This is a genomic window from Streptococcus sp. 1643, assembly GCF_006228325.1.
In the GTDB taxonomy this organism is placed as follows: domain Bacteria; phylum Bacillota; class Bacilli; order Lactobacillales; family Streptococcaceae; genus Streptococcus.
In genome coordinates this window covers 1,414,372-1,438,139 of record NZ_CP040231.1, presented here as the reverse complement: position 1 = coordinate 1,438,139, position 23,768 = coordinate 1,414,372, and the positions used below count along the sequence as shown (strand labels likewise).

Below are 23,768 nucleotides of genomic sequence, written 5' to 3'. Positions count from 1 at the left end.
AAAAATGCTATTAGAAGAATTCGAAAATGTACCTGCGGTTATCGAACCAACTGATCGAAGTATTCGTGGTGGTGGAGAAATCTGTGACACGATTATTTTATCTTTTAATGGAGAAATCGTTGAACGAGTAAAGCAGTTTGTAGATGTTTATGAAGGTGGCTATCTAACCAATCTAAATGGTAGATTTCCATGGTATATCTATGAAAAAGATGGGAGTAAGGTAGCAGTTGCTATAGCTACGATTGGAGCCCCGATGGTTGTTGGACTCTTAGAAGAACTCAAAGCAAGAGGATTTAAGAACTTTATTGTGTTGGGTTCTTGCGGAGTTCTAGATCAGTCTATTCAGGCAGATAAGATTATCCTACCAAGTTCAGCTCTACGTGATGAAGGTACAAGTTACCATTACGCTCCTGCTAGTGATGAGATAGCTTATGATGAAACTCTACTCTTAACCATGGAAGAAGCTTTGAACAAATCTGGTATTGAGCACATTCGAACAAAGGCTTGGACCACAGATGCTTTCTATCGTGAAGCAGCCGATAAGGTCAAGCGTCGCTTGGCTGCTGGAGCTCAAGTGGTGGACATGGAAGCTTCAGCTATCATGGCTTGGAGTCAATTTCGCAAGAGTAAAGTCTATCAGTTCTTCTACACAGCTGACTATGTGGATCATCATAACCGAGCCTGGGATGCCCGTCATGAAGAGCGGACAGCTGATGCCATGACTTTTTTCACTATCGCTTTGATAATAGCCAAGGAACTAGAAAGGTAACTACAAGAATGGCAGTATATTTTTACGGCTGTATCACCATGGATGGCTACTTGGCAGACAGCCAGCACAGGATAGACTGGCTGCATCAGCTTGGTTCTGTAGAGGATACAGGCTATGATGACTTTTACAGGCAAATGGATATCACCATCATGGGCAAGCGGACCTTTGAGGAAATCCAAGATTTGCAAGATGTAGAAAGTTTTTATCAAGCTACGGAAAACTATGTCTTTACACATGATAGGCACCTGCCTGTCAGCAATTACCAGCCAGTAGCTGGGGATGTGGTGGACTTTGTTCAACAGATTGACAAAGGCAAAAATGTCTTTGTGATTGGTGGTAATTCCTTGGTAGGACCGCTCTTGGATGCGGATCTTTTCGACCACCTCATTATTCAGATAGCGCCCCTTATCCTAGGAAAGGGGGTTCCCCTCTTTACTCAAGAGGAAGGGCAGCGCTTTTACCAACTGGATAGCCTCAGACAATTTGGCCCTTTTGCAGAGCTGGTTTTCAGCCGAAAAAGTCAGAAATAGAGAAGGGAGTGGACCGCATGATTAAAATTTATGACACCATGTCTCGTGATTTGCGAGAATTTGTACCTATTGAGGACGGCAAGGTTAAGATGTATGTCTGTGGGCCAACTGTATACAACTATATCCATGTCGGCAATGCCCGCTCAACAGTAGCTTTTGATACCATTCGTCGTTATTTCGAATACCGTGGCTACGAAGTTGCCTATATTTCCAATTTCACGGATGTAGACGATAAGATTATCAACCGTGCCAAGGAAGAAGGTATCACGCCTCTGGAGGTTGCGGACAAGTACATCGCTGCCTTTCGTGAGGATGTGACGGCTTTGGGCGTGAAACCTGCGACTCGTCATCCGCGTGTAGTAGAGTTTATGGCTGACATCATTCGTTTTGTGGAAGACTTGATTGAAAAAGGTTATGCCTACGAGAGTCAAGGAGATGTTTACTTCCGAGTGGAAAAATCCCATAACTATGCTAAGTTGGCTAACAAAACCTTGGAAGATTTGGAGCTAGGTGCATCAGGTCGTACCGATGAAGAAACGGCTCGCAAGGAAAATCCTGTAGACTTTGCCCTTTGGAAAGCTGTAAAACCAGGCGAGATTTCTTGGGACAGTCCTTGGGGACCTGGTCGTCCGGGCTGGCATATCGAGTGTTCGGTCATGTCAACAGAGATTTTGGGAGATACCATTGATATCCACGGTGGTGGAGCTGATTTGGAGTTTCCTCACCATACCAACGAAATTGCCCAGTCAGAAGCAAAAACAGGCAAGACTTTTGCTAACTACTGGATGCATAATGGCTTTGTCAATATCGACAATGTCAAGATGTCCAAGTCCTTGGGCAACTTTATAACCGTACACGATGCCCTTAAAACTCTTGATGGGCAAGTGTTGCGTTTCTTCTTTGCCACTCAGCATTACCGTAAACCTATCAACTTTACGGAAAAAGCAGTGCGTGATGCCGAGACCAATCTTAAGTATCTAAAAAACACTTATGAGCAACCATTTTCTGGGACTGTAGATATTCAAGAGTTACAAGCCTTTAAAGACAAGTTTGCAGCAGCTATGGATGAAGATTTTAACGCTGCTAACGGAATCACAGTTGTCTTTGAAATGGCCAAATGGATCAACTCAGGCAACTATGATGCAAGTGTTAAGCAAGCTCTTGCAGATATGTTGGAGGTTTTTGGGATTGTCTTTGTCGAGGAAGATTTGGATGCAGACATTGAAGCCTTGATCCAAAAGCGTCAAGAAGCGCGTGCTAATCGTGACTTTGCGACAGCAGACCAAATCCGTGATCAATTAGCGGCTCAAGGAATTAAGCTCCTTGACACCAAGGATGGAGTGAGGTGGACTCGTGATTGATGTCAATCTCATTAACGGGATTGCGCTAGCTTTTGAGGGAGATGCAGTTTACTCCATGTATATCCGTCGCCATCTCATCCTTAAAGGCATGACCAAACCCAATAAACTCCACCAAGAGGCGACTAAGTATGTGTCAGCCAAGGCTCAGGCTCGTTTGATTGCCCTCATGTTGGAAGAGCAAGTTCTGACGGAAAAAGAAGAAGAAATCTACAAACGTGGTCGCAATACCAATAGCCACACAAAGGCTAAAAATGCTGATGTGGTGACCTACCGCATGTCTACAGGTTTTGAAGCAGTGATGGGCTATCTCCATCTGACTGAAAATGTGGAGCGTCTAGAGACCATAATTTCTTGGTGCATCCAAAAAGTGGAGGGCTAGGACATGATTGCAAAGGAATTACAAGACTGGTTTCCTGAAGCTCAGATTTCAGATCAGCCGATTGAGAAACCAGGCTATCTCACTCTCCCTTTAGCTTCTCAGCAGTGGATTTTACTGGAGGAAGCTGGGCTCAGCGAGCGTGAAAAGCAGCTGGTTGCCCTTTTGACCCAGCAGGAGCAGGCTCATTCGCTCAATCCTTGGTATCCCTATCTGATCGAGGGGAAGGGGCAGGCACCGCAAACATTTAAAAAAATTCAGCTGGTTTATTGTCATCTTTCCTATTTCCAACAGGAAAATCTAGCCTCTTGGCTAGACATGATGCGGACTCTTTTTCCCAACTTCCAAACAGTGCTACAAGTGGGGGCTCAGGATTATGTATTTGTGCTTCAACAAGATAAGTACACCTCTGTTCGCTCAATCTTATCTGATACGATTGAAGCGGTTGAGTATGACTTTGGTCTTCGTCTGTCGATCATGTTAGGCCAGGTTTGGCCTCAGACAGGCCCTCAAGCCCTATCAGACTTGATCAAAGCGGAGCGAGATTTGTTTAAGACTTGGTGGCGTCAGGGGCATCAAGGTGTACATACCTTTTCACAGCTCTATCTTTGGAGTATGGGAGAAAGACTAGTAGACCTGAAGGTAACCAAGGAATGCCTGCACCAGATGATCTTGGATCAGGACCAGATTCAGGAAATCATTCTTTCTCTCTGGGAAAATAGTGCTGTCCTAACTAAAACAGCCCAGCAACTCTATCTACATCGCAATTCTCTCCAATACAAGATTGATAGATGGGAAGAATTGACAGGGCTTCAGTTGAAGGAATTGACCGACCTGACCTTGTGTTATCAGTTGATTTTACCAGATATTCTTTAAAGTTTTGTGCAAGTTGCACAGAACTTTTTTATTTTTTTGGTCATCTTGCCATAGAAAAGTAAAGCGTTTTCATCTATAATAAAACTATCAAAAGACAAAAGGAGTTCACCTCGATGGTAGAATTAAATCTTAAAAACATTTACAAAAAATATCCAAACAGCGAACACTACTCAGTTGAAGACTTCAACTTGGACATCAAAGACAAAGAATTTATCGTTTTCGTAGGTCCTTCAGGATGTGGTAAATCAACAACTCTTCGTATGATTGCTGGTCTTGAAGATATCACAGAAGGTACTGCATCTATCGATGGCGTGGTTGTCAACGACGTAGCTCCAAAAGACCGTGACATCGCCATGGTATTCCAAAACTACGCTCTTTACCCACACATGACTGTATATGACAACATGGCTTTCGGTTTGAAATTGCGTAAATACAGCAAGGAAGACATCGACAAACGTGTGCAAGAAGCTGCAGCAATCCTTGGCTTGAAAGAGTTCTTGGATCGTAAACCTGCTGACCTTTCTGGTGGTCAACGTCAACGTGTTGCCATGGGTCGTGCCATTGTCCGTGATGCAAAAGTATTCTTGATGGACGAACCTTTGTCAAACTTGGATGCCAAACTTCGTGTATCTATGCGTGCTGAAATTGCGAAGATCCACCGTCGTATCGGTGCTACAACCATCTACGTAACTCACGACCAAACAGAAGCGATGACATTGGCAGACCGTATCGTTATCATGTCAGCTACTAAGAACCCTGCTGGTACAGGTACTATCGGACGTGTAGAACAAATCGGTACCCCTCAAGAAGTTTACAAAAATCCAGTTAACAAGTTCGTTGCAGGATTTATCGGAAGCCCAGCTATGAACTTCATCAATGTGAAATTGGTTGGTGGTGAAATTGTTTCTGACGGTTTCCGCTTGAAAGTGCCAGAAGGTGCTTTGAAAGTTCTTCGTGACAAAGGCTACGAAGGAAAAGAATTGATCTTCGGTATCCGTCCAGAAGATGTGAATGCAGAACCTGCTTTCCTTGAAACATTCCCAGAGTCAGTTGTCAAAGCTACTATCTCCGTATCAGAATTGCTTGGTTCAGAATCTCACCTTTACTGCCAAGTTGGTAAAGACGAATTTGTTGCAAAAGTGGATGCTCGTGACTACTTGCAAACAGGTGCAACAGTTGAACTTGGATTTGACTTGAACAAAGCACACTTCTTCGACGTAGAAACTGAAAAAACTGTCTACTAAGCAAATGAAATGTCAAAACACTGCTAGAGAAATCTGGCAGTGTTTTTTTAATGATTGGTATTGGCATAAAAACAGGCTTTTCTAGTTTTCATATCCTTAAAAAAGTGATAAAATGGTAGGAAGAATTGGAGAGTATAGATGCCGAAAGAAGTGAATTTGACGGGCGATCAGGTAGTCGCTTTAACGAGAGAATATTTAACAAAGGAAGACGTTGCTTTTGTACAAAAAGCATTGATTTACGCAGTTGACTGTCATAGTGGGCAGTTTCGGAAATCAGGTGAGCCCTATATTATTCATCCCATTCAGGTGGCAGGGATTTTAGCTAAACTCAAGCTAGATGCCGTGACGGTTGCCTGCGGTTTTTTGCATGATGTGGTTGAGGATACAGATGCGACACTGGATGATTTGGAGAGAGAGTTCGGTCATGATGTTCGGATTATCGTTGATGGGGTGACCAAGCTTGGTAAGGTTGAGTACAAATCACTCGAGGAACAATTGGCTGAAAATCACCGCAAGATGCTTATGGCCATGTCAGAGGATATCCGTGTTATCTTGGTTAAATTATCGGACCGTTTGCACAATATGCGGACTCTCAAACACCTTCGAAAGGATAAGCAAGAGCGTATCTCCAGAGAAACCATGGAAATTTATGCACCACTTGCTCATCGTCTAGGGATTTCCAGTGTCAAGTGGGAGTTGGAAGATCTATCTTTCCGTTATCTCAATCCAACTGAGTTTTACAAGATCACCCACATGATGAAGGAAAAACGCAGAGAACGTGAGGCTTTGGTCGATGAAGTTGTAACCAAGTTGGAAGAGTACGCTACAGAAAGAAATCTCAAAGGAAAAATCTATGGTCGTCCTAAGCATATCTATTCGATCTACCGCAAGATGCAGGATAAGAAGAAACGCTTTGAGGAAATTTATGACCTGATTGCCATTCGCTGTATCTTAGATACCCAGAGTGATGTCTATGCTATGCTGGGTTATGTGCATGAACTTTGGAAACCTATGCCAGGCCGCTTCAAAGACTATATCGCCAATCGTAAGGCCAATGGTTACCAGTCTATCCATACAACTGTTTATGGGCCAAAAGGGCCGATTGAGTTCCAGATTCGGACCAAGGAAATGCACGAAGTGGCTGAGTACGGGGTTGCGGCTCACTGGGCTTATAAGAAAGGCATTAAAGGGCAGGTCAACAGCAAGGAATCTGCTATTGGGATGAACTGGATCAAGGAGATGATGGAGCTCCAAGACCAGGCTGATGATGCCAAGGAATTTGTGGACTCTGTTAAAGAAAACTATCTGGCGGAGGAGATTTACGTCTTTACTCCAGATGGTGCGGTTCGCTCCCTTCCAAAAGATTCAGGACCGATTGACTTTGCCTATGAAATCCATACCAAAGTCGGTGAAAAAGCGACTGGTGCCAAGGTCAATGGCCGTATGGTTCCACTGACAACCAAGCTCAAGACAGGGGATCAGGTTGAAATTATCACCAATCCCAACTCCTTTGGTCCGAGTCGTGACTGGCTCAACATGGTCAAGACCAGCAAGGCGCGCAACAAGATTCGTCAGTTCTTTAAAAATCAAGACAAGGAATTATCCGTTAACAAGGGCCGTGAAATGTTGATGGCTCAATTCCAAGAAAACGGTTATGTGGCTAATAAGTTTATGGACAAGCGCCATATGGATGAGGTCCTTCAAAAGACCAGCTACAAGACAGAGGAGGCTCTCTACGCAGCCATTGGTTTTGGAGAAATCGGTGCGATTACCGTCTTTAACCGATTGACCGAAAAGGAACGTCGTGAGGAAGAGCGTGCCAAGGCCAAAGCGGAGGCAGAAGAACTTGTCAAAGGTGGCGAAGTTAAGGTCGAAAACAAAGAAACCCTCAAGGTCAAGCATGAGGGTGGTGTGGTCATTGAAGGTGCTTCAGGTCTCCTAGTTCGGATTGCCAAGTGTTGCAATCCAGTTCCGGGTGACGACATTGTCGGCTACATCACTAAGGGACGCGGTGTAGCTATTCACCGTGTGGACTGTATGAATCTCCGTGCCCAAGAAAACTATGAGCAGCGTCTCCTTGATGTGGAATGGGAAGATCAATTCTCAAGCAAGGAATACACTGCCCACATCGATATCTATGGTCTCAACCGTACAGGGCTCTTAAATGATGTTTTACAAGTTCTCTCAAACACGACCAAGAATATCTCAACCGTTAATGCTCAACCAACTAAGGATATGAAATTTGCTAATATCCATGTCTCATTTGGTATTTCCAACCTCTCTACACTGACCACAGTCGTGGACAAGATTAAGAGTGTGCCAGAGGTTTACTCCGTCAAAAGGACCAACGGCTAATTCTTCCTTCAGTCACTAGAAAGGCTATTATGAAAATCATTATCCAACGGGTTAAAAAAGCCCAAGTGAATATCGAAGGTCAGGTTCAGGGAAAAATCAATCAAGGTCTCTTATTGTTGGTCGGTGTTGGCCCAGATGACCAGGAGGAAGATCTGGACTATGCTGTGAGAAAGCTTGTCAATATGCGGATTTTTTCAGATGCAGAAGGCAAGATGAATCTGTCAGTCAAGGATATTGAAGGAGAAATCCTTTCTATTTCTCAGTTTACTCTCTTTGCGGATACTAAGAAAGGCAATCGCCCAGCCTTTACAGGTGCAGCCAAGCCGGATATGGCAGCTGCCTTCTATGAGGCTTTAAACCAAAAGCTAGCTCAGGAAGTCCCTGTTCAGACAGGTATTTTTGGAGCGGATATGCAGGTGGAGCTGGTAAATGATGGGCCAGTTACCATCATTCTTGATACTAAAAATAGATAAGAAAACCAAGCCAGCTGGCTTGGTTTTTGTTTATAGACACTCCCAGAAGGTGATGTGTTTGTTGTAAAAGTCGGGATAGTTTTCTCTTAGGTGGCTAGCCGTTATATAGTATAAAGTAGAATGACAGGAAGTAAAGACTGGAGTAAGAGAGTAGAAATATTGAGGGTCAGTGATGGCTAAAAAGACAAATAATAGAAGGTCAACGGAGAGAATCCCTAAGTAGTAGAGGCGAATTTTTTTGTTCATCTGAGGATAAATCTCAGAGAACTGTTTTTTGAGTCGGAAGACTAAGCGAGACAGCAGTAGTCCCTGAGTAAGGATGAAAATGAAGCAAAAAATCAGACCTCTCTCCAAAGAAAGTTCGTATCGGGGTCTGAAAGTTACCAACAGTAGCAAATCGCAGAGTACAATGGCTACAAAATGGATTCTAAAGAGCTTTTTCATAAGATGACCTCCCTCTTTTATCTAGCTTCATTCTACACCAAATGAATGGGACTTACAACTAAAATGACAAAAAATCCCTGAAATGAACTTCTTTCAAGGATAAGGGCTTAGTTGATTTTTTCGACATAGAGTTGTTTGGCGATATCCATACTAACTTGGAGGTCTTCACCTTTGTTGACCAGTGTAAAGGTATTGGAAAAATTATCAAACTGCTTGACTTGGACTTGGTCACCGATATGAATTTCATGCTTTTCTAAGTATTTGAGCAGATCAAAGCTATCGTGAACCCGAGTCAGGAGATAGGTACCGGCTTCTTTGGTATCTGCTAGAGGTAGGTTGTTGATTTCGACCAGGAGCTCTCCCTTAGCTGGGATGGTTCCTCCGTGGGGGCAGGTTTTAGGGAAGCCCAGTAGTTTATCCAGTCTCTCTACGAAGAGGTCAGATACAGTGTGCTCTAGGACCTCAGCTTCCTCATGGATCTGGTCACTGGTATAGTCGAGATGGTGAACTAGAAAGACCTCAATCAACCGGTGTTTGCGATAGAGTTCGGAGACTAGTTTGAGCCCAATATCTGTCAATAGATAGCCATTCTCCTTATCCTTGAGGATGAGATTTTCACTTTTCATGCGTTTGATCATCTCTGTTACGGCAGGTGGAGAGACTTGCATACGGGTAGCAATTTCCTTATTGGTGATTTTCTGCATCTCCGTACCGATTTCATAAATACATTTTAGGTAGTCTTCTTTATTTGGCGTCATTCGTTTCCTCTTGTCTTTTCTCTCCATCTAGTATATCAAAAAAAGCTAGATTTCTCTAGCCTTCTACCCTAATGGCTTTGATTTTAGTCCAGTTCTTTCACTGCAGCAATAGCAGCTTCAAAGTCTGGTTCCGTGTTGATGTTGTCAACGTATTCTACGTAACGGATGACATTGTCAGTATCGAGAACAAAGACAGCACGTGCAAGGAGATGCCATTCGTTGATCAAGAGGGCATAATCGCGCCCGAAAGAATGGTCAAAATAGTCTGAAAGCATGATGGCATTGTCAAGGCCTTCAGCCCCGCACCAGCGTCCTTGGGCAAATGGTAGGTCCATAGAAACAGTAAGAACGACGGTATTGTCAAGGTTAGCTAGTTCTTGGTTGAATCGACGTGTTTGCGTTGAGCAGATACCAGTATCGATAGAAGGGACAACACTCAAGACTTTTTTCTTCCCATCAAAGTCAGCTAGCGTTTTTTTAGAGAGATCGGTTGTCGTAAGAGAAAAGTCAAGTGCCTTGTCTCCGACTTGCAGTTGTTTACCTGTAAAAGTTACAGGATTTCCGAGAAAAGTGGTCATGAAACTACTCCATTCTTTTTTTCTTTTATTTTACCGAGAATTGTCAGATTTTTCCAATGATTTGACTGGAAAGTGAAAAAAACGCCAATTCGGTAAGAATGACGTTTTTCAGATTTGTTGTCTATTTGATATTTCTCGAAGGTAGTGCGGACGGGAGCAACTTCCTTCGGAATTTCATCCCTAATTTTTGAGCCTTAGGTCTCAAAAATTCCGTCCTAGATAAGATCAAAGTTCTTATCTAGGATACCACTACAGTGAGAAATATCTGGTAAAAGCTCACTTCGTTCGTTCTGATTTAAGAAATCTCTATTCTTATAAACGTTGTTTTGTAGTTGGAGATATAACTAACAAAGCTAGTATTAGAAGTAATGTAAAGAGAGACAAGAACCTAGTAATAGATAAGCCAATAGCTAGCTTATTTAGACAAACCTTCAGCAATCTTGTCAAGGTTGTATTTCATCATGTTGTAATAGCTGTCACCTTCTTTACCTTCTTCAGCAATTGAGTCAGTAAAGATTTGCGCGTAAATTGGGATATTTGTGTCTTGTGAAACAGTCTTCATTGGACGGTCATCGACACTTGATTCAACAAAGAGGGATGGAACTTTTGTTTGGCGAAGCTTTTCAACCAAGGTTTTGATTTGTTCAGGTGTTCCTTCTTCTTCTGTGTTGATTTCCCAGATGTAGGCGCTTGGGACACCGTAGGCTTTAGAGAAGTATTTGAAGCATCCTTCGCTGGTTACGATGAGTTTCTTTTCAGCAGGGATATTGTTAAATTTCTCTTTGGCTTCCTTGTCTAGTTTGTCTAGTTTTTCAGTATAGTCTTTGAGATTTTTTTCGTAGAATTCCTTGTTGCTAGGGTCTTTTGCAATCAACTGTTTAGCGATATTTTTAGCATAAATCATCCCATTTTCAAGGTTGAGCCAAGCGTGTGGGTCTTCTTTGCCTTTCTCGTTTTGGCCTTCAAGGTAGATAACATCAACGCCTTCGCTGACTGCAAAGTAGTCTTTGTTTTCAGTTTTCTTGGCATTTTCGACCAATTTGGTAAACCAAGCATTGCCACCTGTTTCAAGGTTGATACCGTTATAGAAAATGAGGTCAGCCTCAGAAGTTTTCTTTACGTCTTCAGGAAGTGGTTCGTACTCGTGTGGGTCTTGACCAACAGGAACGATACTGTGAAGATCGATCTTATCGCCAGCGATATTTTTGGTAATATCAGCGATGATTGAGTTTGTAGCAACAACTTTTAGTTTTTGACCAGAAGTAGCATCTTTTTTTCCGCTAGCACATGCTACAAGTGCAATGACGGAAAGAAAGAGTACAAGCAATGTACCTAATTTTTTCATTAGATTCCTCCAGAAAGGGTCTCCCCTTATTTATTGATTTTTTTATTTTTTAGTTTCAAGTATCGTTGCTTTGGAGAGATAAAGAAACTGATTAAGAAGAAGCTGGCGGATGTGAGCACGATGCTGGATCCTGCTGCGAGGTTGAAGCTATAGCCGATAAAGAGTCCCAAAACAGAAGCGGTTGCCCCTAGGGTTGATGAAAGAAAAATCATGCTCTTTAGGCTATTCGCATAAAGGTAAGCCGTCGCAGCTGGGGTGATCAACATGGCCACGATAAGAATGGTTCCAACACTTTGCATGGCAGTGACTGACACAAGGGTCAAGAGCACCATGAGCAGATAGTGGTAGAAATTGACAGGCATTCCCATGGCTTTAGCCAGGAGCTCGTCAAAGGATGTAATCAATAGTTGTTTAAAGAAAATCCCGATAATCAAGAGAATCAATGCCCCCACACCAATGGTGATCCACATGTCCGTATCTTGGACAGCGAGGATATTCCCGAAAAGGATATGGAAGAGGTCTGTCGAACTCTTTGCAACACTAATCAAGATGACACCTAGGGCTAAGAAAGATGAAAAGGTAATACCAATGGCAGTGTCACTCTTGATGATAGAGTTTCCCTTGATGTAGGTAATGATGATGGAAGCCATCAAGCCAAAGATAATGGCTCCAATAAAGAAATCAATTCCCAGGATAAAGGAAAGGGCTACGCCGGGCAAAACTGCGTGAGAAATGGCATCCCCCATGAGAGACATTCCACGTAGGATGATAAAACATCCCACAGCTCCAGCAACCACCCCGATGACTATAGCTGTTATCAAGGCGTTTTGTAGGAAATGGAAATGTTGCAATCCATCGATAAATTCTGCTATCATAGCTCACCTCCATTGAAAAAGAGTTTGCTACCGTAGGCCTTCTTAAGATTGGCTTCGGTAAAGGTTTCTTTAGTCGGACCAAGGTCTATTAATTCTCTATTGAGAAGCAAAACTTGATCGAAATAATGGGGGACTTTGCTGAGGTCATGATGCACGATGAGAACTGTTTTACCAGCTTTTTTAAGGTCTCTCAGCGTGTTCATGATAATCTCTTCACTAACCGAATCAATCCCGACAAATGGCTCATCTAGAAAGATATAGTCAGCTTCCTGCACTAAACAGCGGGCAATCAACACACGTTGAAATTGTCCGCCTGAGAGCTGGCTGATTTGGCGATCAGCATAGTCTGAGAGTCCAACGATTTCAAGTGCATCTGCCACTTTTTTCCAGTGGCTGGCTTTTAAGGTGTGAAAGAGTGGGATGGATGGATAGAGTCCCAGAGAGACGCATTCCTTGACCTTGATAGGGAAATTGTAGTCGATATGGATTTTTTGCTCGACATAGGCAACCCGATGCAAAGATTTCTTGAATTCTTTGTCATCGAGAAAGGCCTGACCTTCATGTGGGATAATTCCCAACATACTTTTTAATAAAGTTGATTTTCCAGCACCGTTTGGACCAATAATTCCAGTAATAGTTGGTCCTTGGAGCACTAGTGAAATATCCTTTAGTGCCAACGTCTCTTTGTAGGAGACACTGAGGTTTTCGATACGTATCATACAGTTGTATTCCTCCTGCCTTTTAATATACCTTAAAAAAAAAATTAAGTCAAGTTAATTTTTGAAAAATTTAAAATAATAACTGAAAAATGAAGTAAAAAGAGAAACCATTTTTAATTGCATTCCCAAGTGTTTTTTGCTAAGCTAAGAATAAGTGAAAAAATGAAAGCGAGAACAAGATGACACGTTATCAAGACGATTTTTATGATGCAATCAATGGTGAATGGGAAAAAACAGCTGTCATTCCAGCTGACAAATCTCGAACAGGTGGTTTTATTGACCTTGACGAGGAAATTGAAAAGTTGATGCTAGCAACTACGGACAAGTGGTTGGCAGGTGAGGATGTTCCAGAGGATGCCATCCTCGCAAACTTTGTTAAGTACCATCGTATGGTACGTGATTTTGACAAGAGAGAAGCTGATGGGATCAAGCCTGTTTTGCCAATGCTCAAGGAATACCAAGATTTGGAGAGCTTTGCAGATTTTACTAGCAAACTGGCAGAGTTCGAACTAGCTGGTAAACCAAACTTCCTTCCATTTGGTGTATCGCCAGACTTTATGGATGCCAGAACCAATGTTCTCTGGGCCAGTGCACCAGGGACGATTTTGCCAGATACGACTTACTACGCTGAAGACCATCCTCAGCGTGAGGAGCTCTTGACTCTTTGGAAGGAAAGTACAACGAATCTACTCAAAGCCTATGATTTTTCAGATGAGGAAATCGCAGACTTATTAGAGAAACGATTGGAATTGGACCGTCGTATCGCAGCTGTGGTGCTTTCTAACGAAGAAAGTTCAGAATATGCCAAACTTTACCATCCATACGCTTATGAAGATTTCAAAAAGTTTGCCCCTGCCCTACCTTTGGATGATTTCTTCCAAGCAGTGATTGGACAGACTCCAGACAAGGTTATCGTAGATGAGGAACGTTTCTGGCAAGCAGCAGAGCAATTCTATAGTGAAGAAGCTTGGCCTTTGCTTAAGGCAACCTTGATATTAGCTGTGGTCAATCTCTCAACAAGCTATCTCACAGACGAGATTCGTGTCTTGTCAGGTGCTTATGGTCGTGCTCTTTCAGGTGTTCCAGAAGCTCAGGACAAGGTCAAGGCAGCCTATCACTTGGCTCAAGGTCCTTTCAAGCAGGCTCTTGGCCTCTGGTATGCGCATGAAAAATTCTCTCCAGAAGCCAAGGCAGACGTAGAGAAAAAAGTAGCGACAATGATTGACGTTTATAAGGAACGCTTGGCTAAGAACGACTGGCTCACTCCTGAAACGCGTGATAAGGCCATTGTCAAACTCAATGTCATCAAGCCTTATATCGGTTATCCAGAGGAATTGCCAGAACGCTACAAGGACAAGGTAGTGGATGAAACTGCCAGTCTCTTTGAGAATGCCCTAGCCTTTGCGCGTGTGGAAATCAAGCACAGCTGGAGCAAGTGGAATCAACCAGTTGACTACAAGGAGTGGGGCATGCCAGCTCATATGGTCAATGCCTACTACAATCCTCAGAAGAACTTGATTGTCTTCCCAGCGGCCATTCTACAGGCTCCATTCTATGACTTGCATCAGTCGTCTTCTGCCAACTACGGTGGTATTGGTGCTGTTATTGCCCATGAAATCTCTCATGCCTTCGACACAAATGGTGCGTCCTTTGATGAAAATGGTAGTCTCAAGGATTGGTGGACAGAAAGCGACTATGCTGCCTTTAAAGAAAAAACGCAGAAAGTTATCGACCAGTTTGATGGGCAAGAATCTTACGGTGCAAGAATCAACGGAAAACTAACTGTATCAGAAAACGTTGCTGACTTGGGCGGGATTGCTGCAGCCCTTGAAGCAGCCAAGAGAGAACCAGACTTCTCAGCTGAAGAATTTTTCCACAACTTTGCTCGTATCTGGCGCATGAAAGGCCGTCCAGAGTTGATGAAACTCATGGCCAGTGTCGACGTGCACGCGCCTGCTAAACTCCGAGTCAATGTTCAAGTGCCAAACTTCGATGACTTCTTTACAACTTACGATGTCAAAGAAGGAGACGGTATGTGGCGTTCACCAGAAGACCGTGTGATTATTTGGTAAAGTAAGTCCTTAACCAAGTATCATCTTGGGATTAATAATTCATTTTTAAAGTTTATCCATCTGATAATACAATACTACCGAGGTTAACATGAAGAAATTTTTAATGACGCTTTCAGCTATTCTTTCGATTTCAGTTTTAGCATCTTGTGGTCTCAATAAAGATAGGAACAATACAGAACCTTCATCTGCACTATCATCTGTCTCCAAAGACGATAAGACTAGTGTATCAACAGAAGCAAAGGCTGAAAATACTAGTGACTCGTCAACCAAGGAATCACAATCGACTGCTGAAAATAAGAAAGGAACTGGACAAGATTTATATAAAGAAGTGATTGAACGCTATAATCACTTTACAGACCTTTTAAAACAAGGTAATAGAGAAGATTTATACAAGGAAAATAAACAAGATAAGATTACTTCAGAAGAATATGGCCTAGTTTTCTCTCGAATGGATTATCATAATGCAACCGATTGGAAATACGCAATTGTTGATTTGAATAAGGATGGTCAAGACGAGTTGCTTATTGGCGATGAAAAATTTGTTTCAGCTATTTATTATTTGGAAAATCAAAAACCTAGCTTACTTCACACAGCATATATAGCTTCTGCAGGTGGTTTTCGCTCAGGATTTGATATTTATGAAAACGGTCAAGTCTCTTATGCAGACTGGCAGTCAACTCGTCCAGAAATGAATCTGGCTCTATATTCGTTTGATAAAAATGGAGTGCAGAAGATTAAAGAAGCAACTATTCAAATCGGTGGCAACGAAAAAGCAGAGCAAGTTTTAGATATTTCTTCTGAAAAGCTTGATTTGTCTAACATTGGTTGGAAAGAATTGAATCCGGCTAATTAGTTTTGAATTACTTTTCTAGTCAATATTGATTCTTCTGAGCAAATATTAACATAAAAATAGAAGCTACAAAAAACCAAGGAAATTATCCTTGGTTTTTTGCTTGTTAGAAAAAGGGATTAAAGGTCTTTTCGTGAGCGATAGTCGTAGCTGGACCATGTCCAGGATAGACATCGTAGTTAGGAAGGGTGAAGAGTTGCGTCTGAATGCTATGGAGGAGTTGTTCCGTGCTACCTGTAGGAAGGTCTGTCCGTCCGATGGTTTCACGGAATAGAGCATCTCCAGTCAAGACTAGATGGGCATCAGGAAAGACGATAGAAACGCCGCCGATAGAGTGCCCTGGGGTTGGTAGAACTGTAAAACGAAATTCCTTAAGCTGGTATTCTTCATGAAAGGCAAAGGTGTGTTCTGCTGGTTTTGCGATCACATCTGCCATATCGTCGTGACGAGGGAGACCAGAGAGATTATCTACAGGTGTATAAAGCCAGCTAGCTTCACTCTCTGCTACATAAACTGGAGGATTTCCAAAAGTCTCGCGAACTAAGTCCAGACTCATAATATGGTCGTAGTGGGTGTGGGTCAGGAGAATCGCGCAGACTGGTTTGTTGATTTTCTCAATAGTCTTTCGAATAGCTTCCCAATGGCTACCAGGGTCGATTACAATCAGGTGTTGGTCTCCCTCTATGTAGTAGGTGTTTTCATAGGCAACGGGATTCACGGTTTTATGGATTTTCATACTGGCTCCAATCTCAAAGAATGTACTAAACTAAGTATAGCATAGAAGAGAGAAATAAAGTGAAAAGAAAGTCCCACTTTTGTATTCAAGGTTGGTTGATTTATATTAAAAAAGAAGGAAATTGCTGTGAGAAGACTTGTTATATTTTTAGTTGAATGGTAATAAGAACATAGAATAAATAAGAAATAACTGATAAAAATACAGTTTCTTTTATTGAGAATGCACTTAGATTTTATAGTTATAATTATAAATAAAATATGTTAAAAAATAATATTTGCGAAGTGTATCCAAATATAAATACAATAGTTTGATACATTAAGAAGTATTTTATTAATTTTCATATAGTAAAAAAGATACGGTTTACATGCTGTAAATAAAGGATTTGAATAGAGTTTTATGAATCAAATAATTTGAATATTATTATTTTTTTGAATAAAATTTAAAAAGTTATTGAAAAAGATATAAAAAAATGTTAGTATGAATATGCATATTGAATATGAGGATATAATCCTTTTGAAATATCAAAATTTAAAAGCCTTTTTAAGGAGAGAAAGAAATTTTGTTTTTCTATATTTCAATATCAACATAATAAAAATAGGGAGGTTGTGTATCTTATGAAGAGTAAGCAACAGGATTTTAGAACGGAGAAGTACATTCGTTATGGCATTCGGAAGTACAGCTTTGGGGCAGCGTCGGTGGCAATTGCGGCCGGTTTGATGATGTTCCTAGGTAATGGTGCGGTATCGGCAGCGGAAGTACAAGGTGCAGATGCAACAGTGGCAACGACAACACCAGTAGCAACAAAGGATTCGGAGTCAACTATAACGGCGGAGAAATCTGAAGCTAAGGTGTCAGAAAAAGTAGTAGAGACTAAAAAAGTTGATAAGACTGCTCTGACTAAAAAAGTAGTTGAGTTAGAAGCGAAGATTGCATCTGCAAAGAAAGCTGATGCAACAGCGATAGCTACTGCAAATGAAGTATTGACTGCGGCAAAGGCAGTTCTTGCAAACGAAACTGCAAAACAGGCTGATATCGATGCAGAGCATGCTAAAGTTGAAGCTTTGATTACAGTTGTAGTTGAGTCAGACGAAGCTGGGAAACAAGTTGAGGAAACAGCAGCAACTACAGCAGTCAAACCAGTGGCGACCACTGCTACAGAAAAAGCTGTAGAAGAATCTAAAAAGGTTTTGGAACAGGTCACGTCAGAAGCGGAAGTGACAAATGTTCTTGCAGATGAAGCAGTCCGGAAAAATAAGCTTGAGGCTGAAAACAAAGCGGCAATTGAGGCAGCGATAGCTAATAATAATGAAGTTATTGCGGAAGCTAAAAAAGTGTTAGTTACGGATAGCGTTACAGCTAGACAAGGCAATGAACAATTGTCACGTTTGAACGAGTCAATTCTTGCAGTATATAATGAACTAAAAAAAGCAGGAATCGGAAAAGATGGAAACTTTGGAGTCGCTTTGGCTGCTCAAGATTTCTATGCCGAAGAGGGTTCTAACACAACTCATGCATCAGAAACAAACGCTTCAAATCATACTGGTAAAGATACCTATACAATTCCGGTACAAGAAATTAAATTAATTACGGGTACTGATGCTACAGGGCTAGAGATTGAAGTCTATTCTAATCAACGGACTGGTGAAGATACCAATGCTGGAAATGGGATGCATACAGAACAAGGCGGAAAAACTGGTCATAACAACAAAGGACGTGTAGACTATCCATTAACCCCTGATGCCGCTAAAAAGTTAGCTGAAGAAGCACCACTTTGGAGAAATAAACTCCGTGCGGATGGGTCAAGAATTTCAAACGCTGCGACGTCAATATACTCTGCTAACGGTGGTTATGAATACCTAGCTACAGAAATTTATGGCTATGGGTATGAACACGGAGTTGACAGAGTTTATATTAAAGGTTTGAAAGATCGTATCGCTGTTTCTGAAAATGCTAAGCAAGCTGGTTGGAGTCTTACCTCTGTAACCCCAACTAACCTTGTGCCGGGATTGACATACGATTCAGAAACAGACACAATTCAAGGAAAAGTTATAGCGGATATTGAAAATGGAGTTTATGATTTACGATTTAATATTACTGCGACCAATACAGATGGTCGAACAGTAACTTTCCAAATTCAGAATCTTCGTGCTGGTTGGGTCGGGTGGCAAGATAGCACACCTCCTAAAATAAAGTCAGACTCTGAGCGTTATGATCGTAAAGTAGGTGATGATGCTAATGTAAACATTCAATTCTATGACGAATCAGGTGCTAGTGCAACACCAGCAAATAGTCGAGGAACTTATAACTACACGACGGTTGAAGGAAAAGTTGTAAGAGTGCCTCAAAGATTTTCTAGAGCAGTGACAGGAGTTTCAGGATATAACACCATTGGTGAACAATTAGATGATTCTAAAGTCCTAATTCCAGGTACTAGCTATAGTGTTGCAAACAGTACTTCTGATGAGCAAGCTGCTGATCAAACGAATATGGGGAGAGGAATCATTTCTGGAAAATTAACTGAAGCAGGAATTTACACAGTCTCCGTATTTGCAAAAGATTATGATAAATTGGCTAATAATAATGTCTGGAACCAATCTGGACAAGAAGCACATGCTACTGTAACATTAGTCGTGAAACCAAAGGTTGAGGTTCAAAACGTTGAAACTTACTCAACAGTTGTACCAGTAAAAATTTCTAAAGGTGCATCAAGTGCTAAGGTAACAATGCCTGATGGTACTGTAACCAATCTAAAAGCAGTTAATGGCAAATGGCTCGTAGACAGTGCTTCAACCAACACAGCTGTTTCTGAAAATCAAGAATTAGGTATTGTAGATTCCGATACAGTCTTTAATATTCCTGTGACATCAGAGGCAACTGCCAAAGTTGGTGTTGATAATATCAAAGTAGAAGCATCTGCTGAAAATGTTAAGGGAACTTTCTTACGTGAACAAGTTGAGTTAAATGGAACGGATGGGCAAAAACATACTGCTACTTTTAATAAGGCTACCGGACACTGGGAGTTACCTGGCGACTATGCTGAAAGTAAAACACTGAATGGTGATGGTACGACAAGATGGACTAAACGTCAAGTGTACACAGAAGCTCAGCAAGACGGTGGTATGAAATTTTATATCTATGAGTACATTCGACAGCTTGATAGCACTGGGAAAGTGACAAGTGTAGAAACGCCAACTCGTCCAGAAACGATTTATGTTTCTAAGAATACTAATCAGGTAGGAGATGGAATGTCAGTAACTGTCACTTACGATAAACATTCAAATACCTGGGCGTCATCTGATGGAACTGAAGTGACTGCTACTAAGCTTGAAAATGACTCTTGGGAAGTTCATACTAAGTCAGGGTTTGGTGGTATTATTAGAGGGACGATTGCAACAAATACTGATGTGGCAACTGTAGTAAATACAAAACCAACAGCAACTTCACAAGATTATACTTCTACTAAAGGAACTGCGGTAGATCTCCGTAATGAAGCAAAAGCTGCAGTGACAATCTCTGATGCAGAAGATACTAAGTACGGAAAAACAACTTACATTACTCGTATTACAGTAACATCTCCTTCAGGAGTTCAGAAGGTTTATGACACTAAACAAGATGCAAACAACTATAATCTTGCTAGTGGTTATACACTGAGTGAAGTGGGAGTCTATACAGTAACAGTTGACGTTATTGATAGTAATGGCAATTACACAACAGATGCTACAATAGGTGGAACTGAATCTGGTGTGGATCATGGGGCTGGCTCATCAACTGCTACAACAACCTACCATATTACAGTAACTGATACGATTGAAGGACATAATGTGACTTCGACTGATATTCAAGGTGCTACTCAAAAAGAAACTCCAATCTTTACATCTGTTGGAGATGGATCACCAGTAAAACCAAGTGCTTCTTCGCCTGCTAAGTTAGTAGATCCAAAAACAGGTGGATTTGTTGATACTCTAACAATTGATGGTCAGGGTACCTACTCAATTAATAATGAAACAGGTGAAGTAACTTTTGTTCCATTGAAGACATTTACCGGTACAGCTATACCTGTCACAGTTTCACTTACTGCAAAATTAGGAAAAGATGCTAATGATACGGATATTACAGCAACTGCTACAGCAATGTATACTCCAACTGTAATACCTGTTAAACCAACTTCTACAGATGATGAGTCTGAAGGACCTAAAGGACAAACACAAAACGGTACACCAACTTTTACTGGTGGTAAAGTTGAAGTAAACGGTGTAGAGAAGACTGTTGAAATTGATGAAAATGTTAAACCAACCTTTGATGATGGCACAACTAAGAAAGTTGTTCCGGGAGAAGGAACTTATACCATTGATGAAAATGGTGTGGTAACTTTCACACCAGAAAAAGACTTTGTTGGGAAGGCTTCAGGAGTTACAGTCAAACGAGTTGATAAGAACGGAACAGAAATAACTGCAAAATACACACCAACTGTACGTCCAATTACTTCATTTGTAGATACTGAGGGGAATACATTAATTCCAACCGAAGACGGTGAACAACCTAAGAAAGATATTCCAGGTTACCGCTTCGTAGAGACTAAGAAACTTCCAAACGGCGACACAGAACATGTTTATGAGAAGGTGAAGACTAGTCATAAGGATAAGGAAGGGAACGAAATTCCAGGACATCCAACCGAAGACGGTGAACAGCCTAAGAAAGATATTCCAGGCTACCGCTTCGTAGAGACTAAGAAACTTCCAAACGGCGACACAGAACACGTTTATGAGAAGGTTAAGACTAGTCATAAGGATAAGGAAGGGAATGACATTCCAGGTCATCCAACCGAAGAGGGTGAACAACCTAAGAAGGATATTCCAGGCTACCGCTTCATAGAGACCAAGAAACTTCCAAACGGTGACACAGAACACGTTTATGAGAAGGTGAAGACTAGTCATAAGGATAAGGAAGGGAATGACATTCCAGGTCATCCAACCGAAGAGGGTGAACAACCTAAGAAGGATATTCCAGGCTACCGCTTCATAGAGACCAAGAAACTTCCAAACGGTGACACAGAACACGTTTATGAGAAGGTGAAGACCAGTCACAAGGATAAGGAAGGCAATGACATTCCAGGCCACCCAACCGAAGACGGTGAACAACCTAAGAAAGATATTCCAGGCTACCGCTTCGTAGAGACTAAGAAACTTCCAAACGGCGACACAGAACACGTTTATGAGAAGGTGAAGACTAGTCATAAGGATAAGGAAGGGAATGACATTCCAGGTCATCCAACCGAAGAGGGTGAACAACCTAAGAAGGATATTCCAGGCTACCGCTTCATAGAGACCAAGAAACTTCCAAACGGTGACACAGAACACGTTTATGAGAAGGTGAAGACCAGTCATAAGGATAAGGAAGGCAATGACATTCCAGGACATCCAAGCGAAGACGGTGAACAACCTAAGAAAGATATTCCAGGCTACCGCTTCGTAGAGACTAAGAAACTTCCAAACGGCGACACAGAACACGTTTATGAGAAGGTTAAGACTAGTCATAAGGATAAGGAAGGCAATGAAATTCCAGGCCACCCAACCGAAGACGGTGAACAACCTAAGAAAGATATTCCAGGCTACCGCTTCGTAGAGACTAAGAAACTTCCAAACGGCGACACAGAACATGTCTACGAAAAAGTGAAGACCAGTCACAAGGATAAGGAAGGCAATGACATTCCAGGTTATCCAAGCGAAGACGGTGAACAACCTAAGAAAGATATTCCAGGCTACCGCTTCGTAGAGACTAAGAAACTTCCAAACGGCGACACAGAACACGTTTATGAGAAGGTTAAGACTAGTCATAAGGATAAGGAAGGCAATGACATTCCAGGACATCCAAGCGAAGACGGTGAACAACCTAAGAAAGATATTCCAGGTTACCGCTTCGTAGAGACTAAGAAACTTCCAAACGGCGACACAGAACATGTCTACGAAAAAGTTGTTACTGCCCCTCAACAAAAACCGACTGAGCAATCTCCAACTACTAAAGCAACCAAAGAATTACCTAATACTGGTACGGAAGATCATGCAGCTTTGGCAGCTCTAGGAGTACTTGGTTTGATGAGCGGATTTGGACTTGTGTCTCGCAAGAAAAAAGAAGACTAATTCTATACTCGAGATTCTAAGTAGTATCCATTAGTTTCTGAAACAAAAAACCAACTAATCGTTAGATTAGTTGGTTTTTTGTCTATTCTCGATTTTTCCAAGCTTGGTAGCGGGTGTCGATCAAGAGTTGGGTTAGTCGTCCCATGGTTTCTCTTTCTTCGGGAGTGAGGGATTGAGCTTGGACAAAGAGATGGTGAATGTGTTCAATGACCTTGAAGGAAGAAAGATCGTTGATAGAGGAGATGCCTGCATCAAGAATAATTCCAAAAAAGAGGTCAAAGTAGAGTTGCAGTTCAGTATCAGGGACCGTCTCAACCCATTCCTTGAAGGTAGTATCGACTTGCTGGCTGTCACTATTGGTCTCGTCTAGTTGGACAAAGTGATTGTCTTCAACCTGCCAACTAAAGGTGTCGTGCTGAGCAAGGCCACCTAAGGCGGTGCTTCGAACGACGATTTTTTTATCCGGAATTTCCAGCATCATCCCGATGATAGACCCTTGTGGAATAAATACTTTCGTTCTTTCCATCATGTTTTGATAGCCAGGTGTTTCGGTTAGTTCCTTGTGAAGCCCAGGGGAATCAAAAGTATAGACAGCTACAATGTTTTTCTGTAAGTTTGGATCAAGTTGACTAGCAGCATAGACTGCTAGATTGCCCCCTTTTGAATGTCCTGCTAGAATCACCTTTTGGTTAGGATGTTGAGCAAAAAAGTCCTCTAAATACTGGAGGGCATGTTTTTGAGCAGGTATTTCCTTCATATAGGTCATATGGAAATCTTCTTTCCAACCAATGATACTGTCATCCGTTCCACGAAAAACAAGCAAATAGGTATCGAGACTGATACGATAAGCCATAGCTGCGAACTGTTTTTGCAATTCAGGATCGATGTCGTTGATAAAGTCTGAGAGCTTGCAATTTTTAAAGCGTTTGTGTTGAGTGAGCTGATCCAACAACTGGAGACGGTTTTTATTGGTCAACATCGTCGTTTCTCTAGGGATCTGAGTTGCTAAGTCAATGAGACGCTGTGGTTCTTGGGTAACTATATCATCAAAAGCAAGATAGGTCAACTCAGTCAAGGCAAGAACATCTAACTCATTTACGGGGAGGTCATAAAAGGAATCGTATGCTACATCATTCAGGTAGTCAAAAATATTGGCCATAAAAGCTCCTTTCTCTATGTTTATCCTATCACATTTACCTAGAATTAGCTAGTGGGCTTGTTTGAATGACCTAGTAGGGTTTGATTGAAATACATAGAAGATAGATTGCTC

19 protein-coding genes are annotated in these 23,768 nt (G+C 41.7%); 11 read left to right on the top strand and 8 right to left on the bottom strand.

Translation table 11 applies throughout. The annotated features are described in order from the left end of the window. The first annotated feature begins 4 nt into the window (after positions 1-4). The 8 genes from FD735_RS07585 (at position 5) to dtd (ending at position 7,984) form a co-directional block, all read left to right on the top strand. Positions 5-769 (top strand): nucleoside phosphorylase, encoded by a 765-nt coding sequence (locus FD735_RS07585; RefSeq protein WP_139658874.1) that lies wholly within the window; start codon positions 5-7, stop codon positions 767-769. Positions 770-777: 8 nt separating this feature from the next. Further along, positions 778-1,299, top strand: coding sequence for a dihydrofolate reductase family protein (locus tag FD735_RS07580; protein WP_000301980.1), 522 nt, complete (start codon positions 778-780; stop codon positions 1,297-1,299). A 17-nt stretch (positions 1,300-1,316) separates the two neighbouring features. Then, complete coding sequence (gene cysS, locus FD735_RS07575) at positions 1,317-2,660, top strand: cysteine--tRNA ligase (RefSeq protein ID WP_139658873.1); 1,344 nt, start codon at positions 1,317-1,319, stop codon at positions 2,658-2,660. After that, entirely contained in the window at positions 2,653-3,039 is a 387-nt protein-coding gene (locus FD735_RS07570) for a Mini-ribonuclease 3 (RefSeq protein WP_000567911.1), read from the top strand. Before cysS ends, FD735_RS07570 begins: the two co-directional genes overlap by 8 nt. A gap of 3 nt (positions 3,040-3,042) precedes the next feature. After that, positions 3,043-3,912 carry a helix-turn-helix domain-containing protein gene (locus FD735_RS07565; RefSeq protein ID WP_084943836.1) on the top strand — a complete coding sequence of 290 codons (870 nt, stop codon included), beginning with the start codon at positions 3,043-3,045 and terminating at the stop codon, positions 3,910-3,912. 113 nt (positions 3,913-4,025) lie between these two features. Then, positions 4,026-5,156 (top strand): ABC transporter ATP-binding protein, encoded by a 1,131-nt coding sequence (locus FD735_RS07560; RefSeq protein ID WP_000229940.1) that lies wholly within the window; start codon positions 4,026-4,028, stop codon positions 5,154-5,156. 138 nt (positions 5,157-5,294) lie between these two features. Then, positions 5,295-7,511, top strand: coding sequence for a bifunctional (p)ppGpp synthetase/guanosine-3',5'-bis(diphosphate) 3'-pyrophosphohydrolase (locus tag FD735_RS07555; RefSeq protein ID WP_001123780.1), 2,217 nt, complete (start codon positions 5,295-5,297; stop codon positions 7,509-7,511). A 29-nt stretch (positions 7,512-7,540) separates the two neighbouring features. Continuing rightward, complete coding sequence (gene dtd, locus FD735_RS07550; RefSeq protein ID WP_139658872.1) at positions 7,541-7,984, top strand: D-aminoacyl-tRNA deacylase; 444 nt, start codon at positions 7,541-7,543, stop codon at positions 7,982-7,984. 30 nt (positions 7,985-8,014) lie between these two features. Here dtd and FD735_RS07545 read toward each other — a convergent pair whose 3' ends face one another. From FD735_RS07545 to FD735_RS07520, 6 genes are all read right to left on the bottom strand, one after another. Continuing rightward, entirely contained in the window at positions 8,015-8,428 is a 414-nt protein-coding gene (locus tag FD735_RS07545; protein ID WP_139658871.1) for a hypothetical protein, read from the bottom strand. Between the two features lie 107 nt (positions 8,429-8,535). Beyond that, positions 8,536-9,186 (bottom strand): metal-dependent transcriptional regulator, encoded by a 651-nt coding sequence (locus FD735_RS07540; RefSeq protein WP_042768908.1) that lies wholly within the window; start codon positions 9,184-9,186, stop codon positions 8,536-8,538. A gap of 83 nt (positions 9,187-9,269) precedes the next feature. Beyond that, positions 9,270-9,764, bottom strand: coding sequence for a thiol peroxidase (gene tpx / locus FD735_RS07535; RefSeq protein ID WP_000206539.1), 495 nt, complete (start codon positions 9,762-9,764; stop codon positions 9,270-9,272). Positions 9,765-10,179: 415 nt separating this feature from the next. Then, the gene (locus FD735_RS07530) at positions 10,180-11,109 is read right to left on the bottom strand and encodes a metal ABC transporter substrate-binding protein (protein WP_049520903.1); all 930 of its coding nucleotides are present in this window, start codon (positions 11,107-11,109) and stop codon (positions 10,180-10,182) included. Positions 11,110-11,135: 26 nt separating this feature from the next. Further along, the gene (locus FD735_RS07525) at positions 11,136-11,984 is read right to left on the bottom strand and encodes a metal ABC transporter permease (protein WP_000559774.1); all 849 of its coding nucleotides are present in this window, start codon (positions 11,982-11,984) and stop codon (positions 11,136-11,138) included. Further along, the gene (locus tag FD735_RS07520) at positions 11,981-12,703 is read right to left on the bottom strand and encodes a metal ABC transporter ATP-binding protein (protein WP_000619170.1); all 723 of its coding nucleotides are present in this window, start codon (positions 12,701-12,703) and stop codon (positions 11,981-11,983) included. The genes FD735_RS07525 and FD735_RS07520 overlap by 4 nt, the downstream gene beginning before the upstream one ends. A gap of 179 nt (positions 12,704-12,882) precedes the next feature. Here FD735_RS07520 and FD735_RS07515 point away from each other — a divergent pair, with 179 nt between their 5' ends. Continuing rightward, on the top strand, positions 12,883-14,775 hold the full coding sequence (locus FD735_RS07515) for a M13 family metallopeptidase (RefSeq protein ID WP_139658870.1): 1,893 nt from the start codon (positions 12,883-12,885) through the stop codon (positions 14,773-14,775). A gap of 88 nt (positions 14,776-14,863) precedes the next feature. Beyond that, positions 14,864-15,628, top strand: coding sequence for a hypothetical protein (locus FD735_RS07510; RefSeq protein ID WP_139658869.1), 765 nt, complete (start codon positions 14,864-14,866; stop codon positions 15,626-15,628). 103 nt (positions 15,629-15,731) lie between these two features. Here FD735_RS07510 and FD735_RS07505 read toward each other — a convergent pair whose 3' ends face one another. Continuing rightward, positions 15,732-16,361, bottom strand: a complete 630-nt coding sequence (locus FD735_RS07505; protein WP_139658868.1) for an MBL fold metallo-hydrolase — start codon at positions 16,359-16,361, stop codon at positions 15,732-15,734. A gap of 614 nt (positions 16,362-16,975) precedes the next feature. Between FD735_RS07505 and FD735_RS07500 the strand changes: the two genes are divergently transcribed. After that, positions 16,976-22,498 carry a YSIRK-type signal peptide-containing protein gene (locus tag FD735_RS07500; RefSeq protein WP_139658867.1) on the top strand — a complete coding sequence of 1,841 codons (5,523 nt, stop codon included), beginning with the start codon at positions 16,976-16,978 and terminating at the stop codon, positions 22,496-22,498. A gap of 82 nt (positions 22,499-22,580) precedes the next feature. On the opposite strand, the gene FD735_RS07495 is transcribed toward FD735_RS07500, so the two are convergent. After that, complete coding sequence (locus FD735_RS07495; RefSeq protein ID WP_139658866.1) at positions 22,581-23,657, bottom strand: DUF2974 domain-containing protein; 1,077 nt, start codon at positions 23,655-23,657, stop codon at positions 22,581-22,583. Positions 23,658-23,768 lie beyond the last annotated feature (111 nt).

Excerpts from the sequence above, each read along its gene's own strand:
- FD735_RS07585 (WP_139658874.1), top strand. The coding sequence starts at position 5 with ATGCTATTAGAAGAATTCGAAAATGTACCTGCGGTTATCGAACCAACT.
- FD735_RS07580 (WP_000301980.1), top strand. The coding sequence starts at position 778 with ATGGCAGTATATTTTTACGGCTGTATCACCATGGATGGCTACTTGGCA.
- cysS (WP_139658873.1), top strand. The coding sequence starts at position 1,317 with ATGATTAAAATTTATGACACCATGTCTCGTGATTTGCGAGAATTTGTA.
- FD735_RS07565 (WP_084943836.1), top strand. The coding sequence starts at position 3,043 with ATGATTGCAAAGGAATTACAAGACTGGTTTCCTGAAGCTCAGATTTCA.
- FD735_RS07560 (WP_000229940.1), top strand. The coding sequence starts at position 4,026 with ATGGTAGAATTAAATCTTAAAAACATTTACAAAAAATATCCAAACAGC.
- FD735_RS07555 (WP_001123780.1), top strand. The coding sequence starts at position 5,295 with ATGCCGAAAGAAGTGAATTTGACGGGCGATCAGGTAGTCGCTTTAACG.
- dtd (WP_139658872.1), top strand. The coding sequence starts at position 7,541 with ATGAAAATCATTATCCAACGGGTTAAAAAAGCCCAAGTGAATATCGAA.
- FD735_RS07545 (WP_139658871.1), bottom strand. The coding sequence starts at position 8,428 with ATGAAAAAGCTCTTTAGAATCCATTTTGTAGCCATTGTACTCTGCGAT.
- FD735_RS07540 (WP_042768908.1), bottom strand. The coding sequence starts at position 9,186 with ATGACGCCAAATAAAGAAGACTACCTAAAATGTATTTATGAAATCGGT.
- tpx (WP_000206539.1), bottom strand. The coding sequence starts at position 9,764 with ATGACCACTTTTCTCGGAAATCCTGTAACTTTTACAGGTAAACAACTG.
- FD735_RS07530 (WP_049520903.1), bottom strand. The coding sequence starts at position 11,109 with ATGAAAAAATTAGGTACATTGCTTGTACTCTTTCTTTCCGTCATTGCA.
- FD735_RS07525 (WP_000559774.1), bottom strand. The coding sequence starts at position 11,984 with ATGATAGCAGAATTTATCGATGGATTGCAACATTTCCATTTCCTACAA.
- FD735_RS07520 (WP_000619170.1), bottom strand. The coding sequence starts at position 12,703 with ATGATACGTATCGAAAACCTCAGTGTCTCCTACAAAGAGACGTTGGCA.
- FD735_RS07515 (WP_139658870.1), top strand. The coding sequence starts at position 12,883 with ATGACACGTTATCAAGACGATTTTTATGATGCAATCAATGGTGAATGG.
- FD735_RS07510 (WP_139658869.1), top strand. The coding sequence starts at position 14,864 with ATGAAGAAATTTTTAATGACGCTTTCAGCTATTCTTTCGATTTCAGTT.
- FD735_RS07505 (WP_139658868.1), bottom strand. The coding sequence starts at position 16,361 with ATGAAAATCCATAAAACCGTGAATCCCGTTGCCTATGAAAACACCTAC.
- FD735_RS07500 (WP_139658867.1), top strand. The coding sequence starts at position 16,976 with ATGAAGAGTAAGCAACAGGATTTTAGAACGGAGAAGTACATTCGTTAT.
- FD735_RS07495 (WP_139658866.1), bottom strand. The coding sequence starts at position 23,657 with ATGGCCAATATTTTTGACTACCTGAATGATGTAGCATACGATTCCTTT.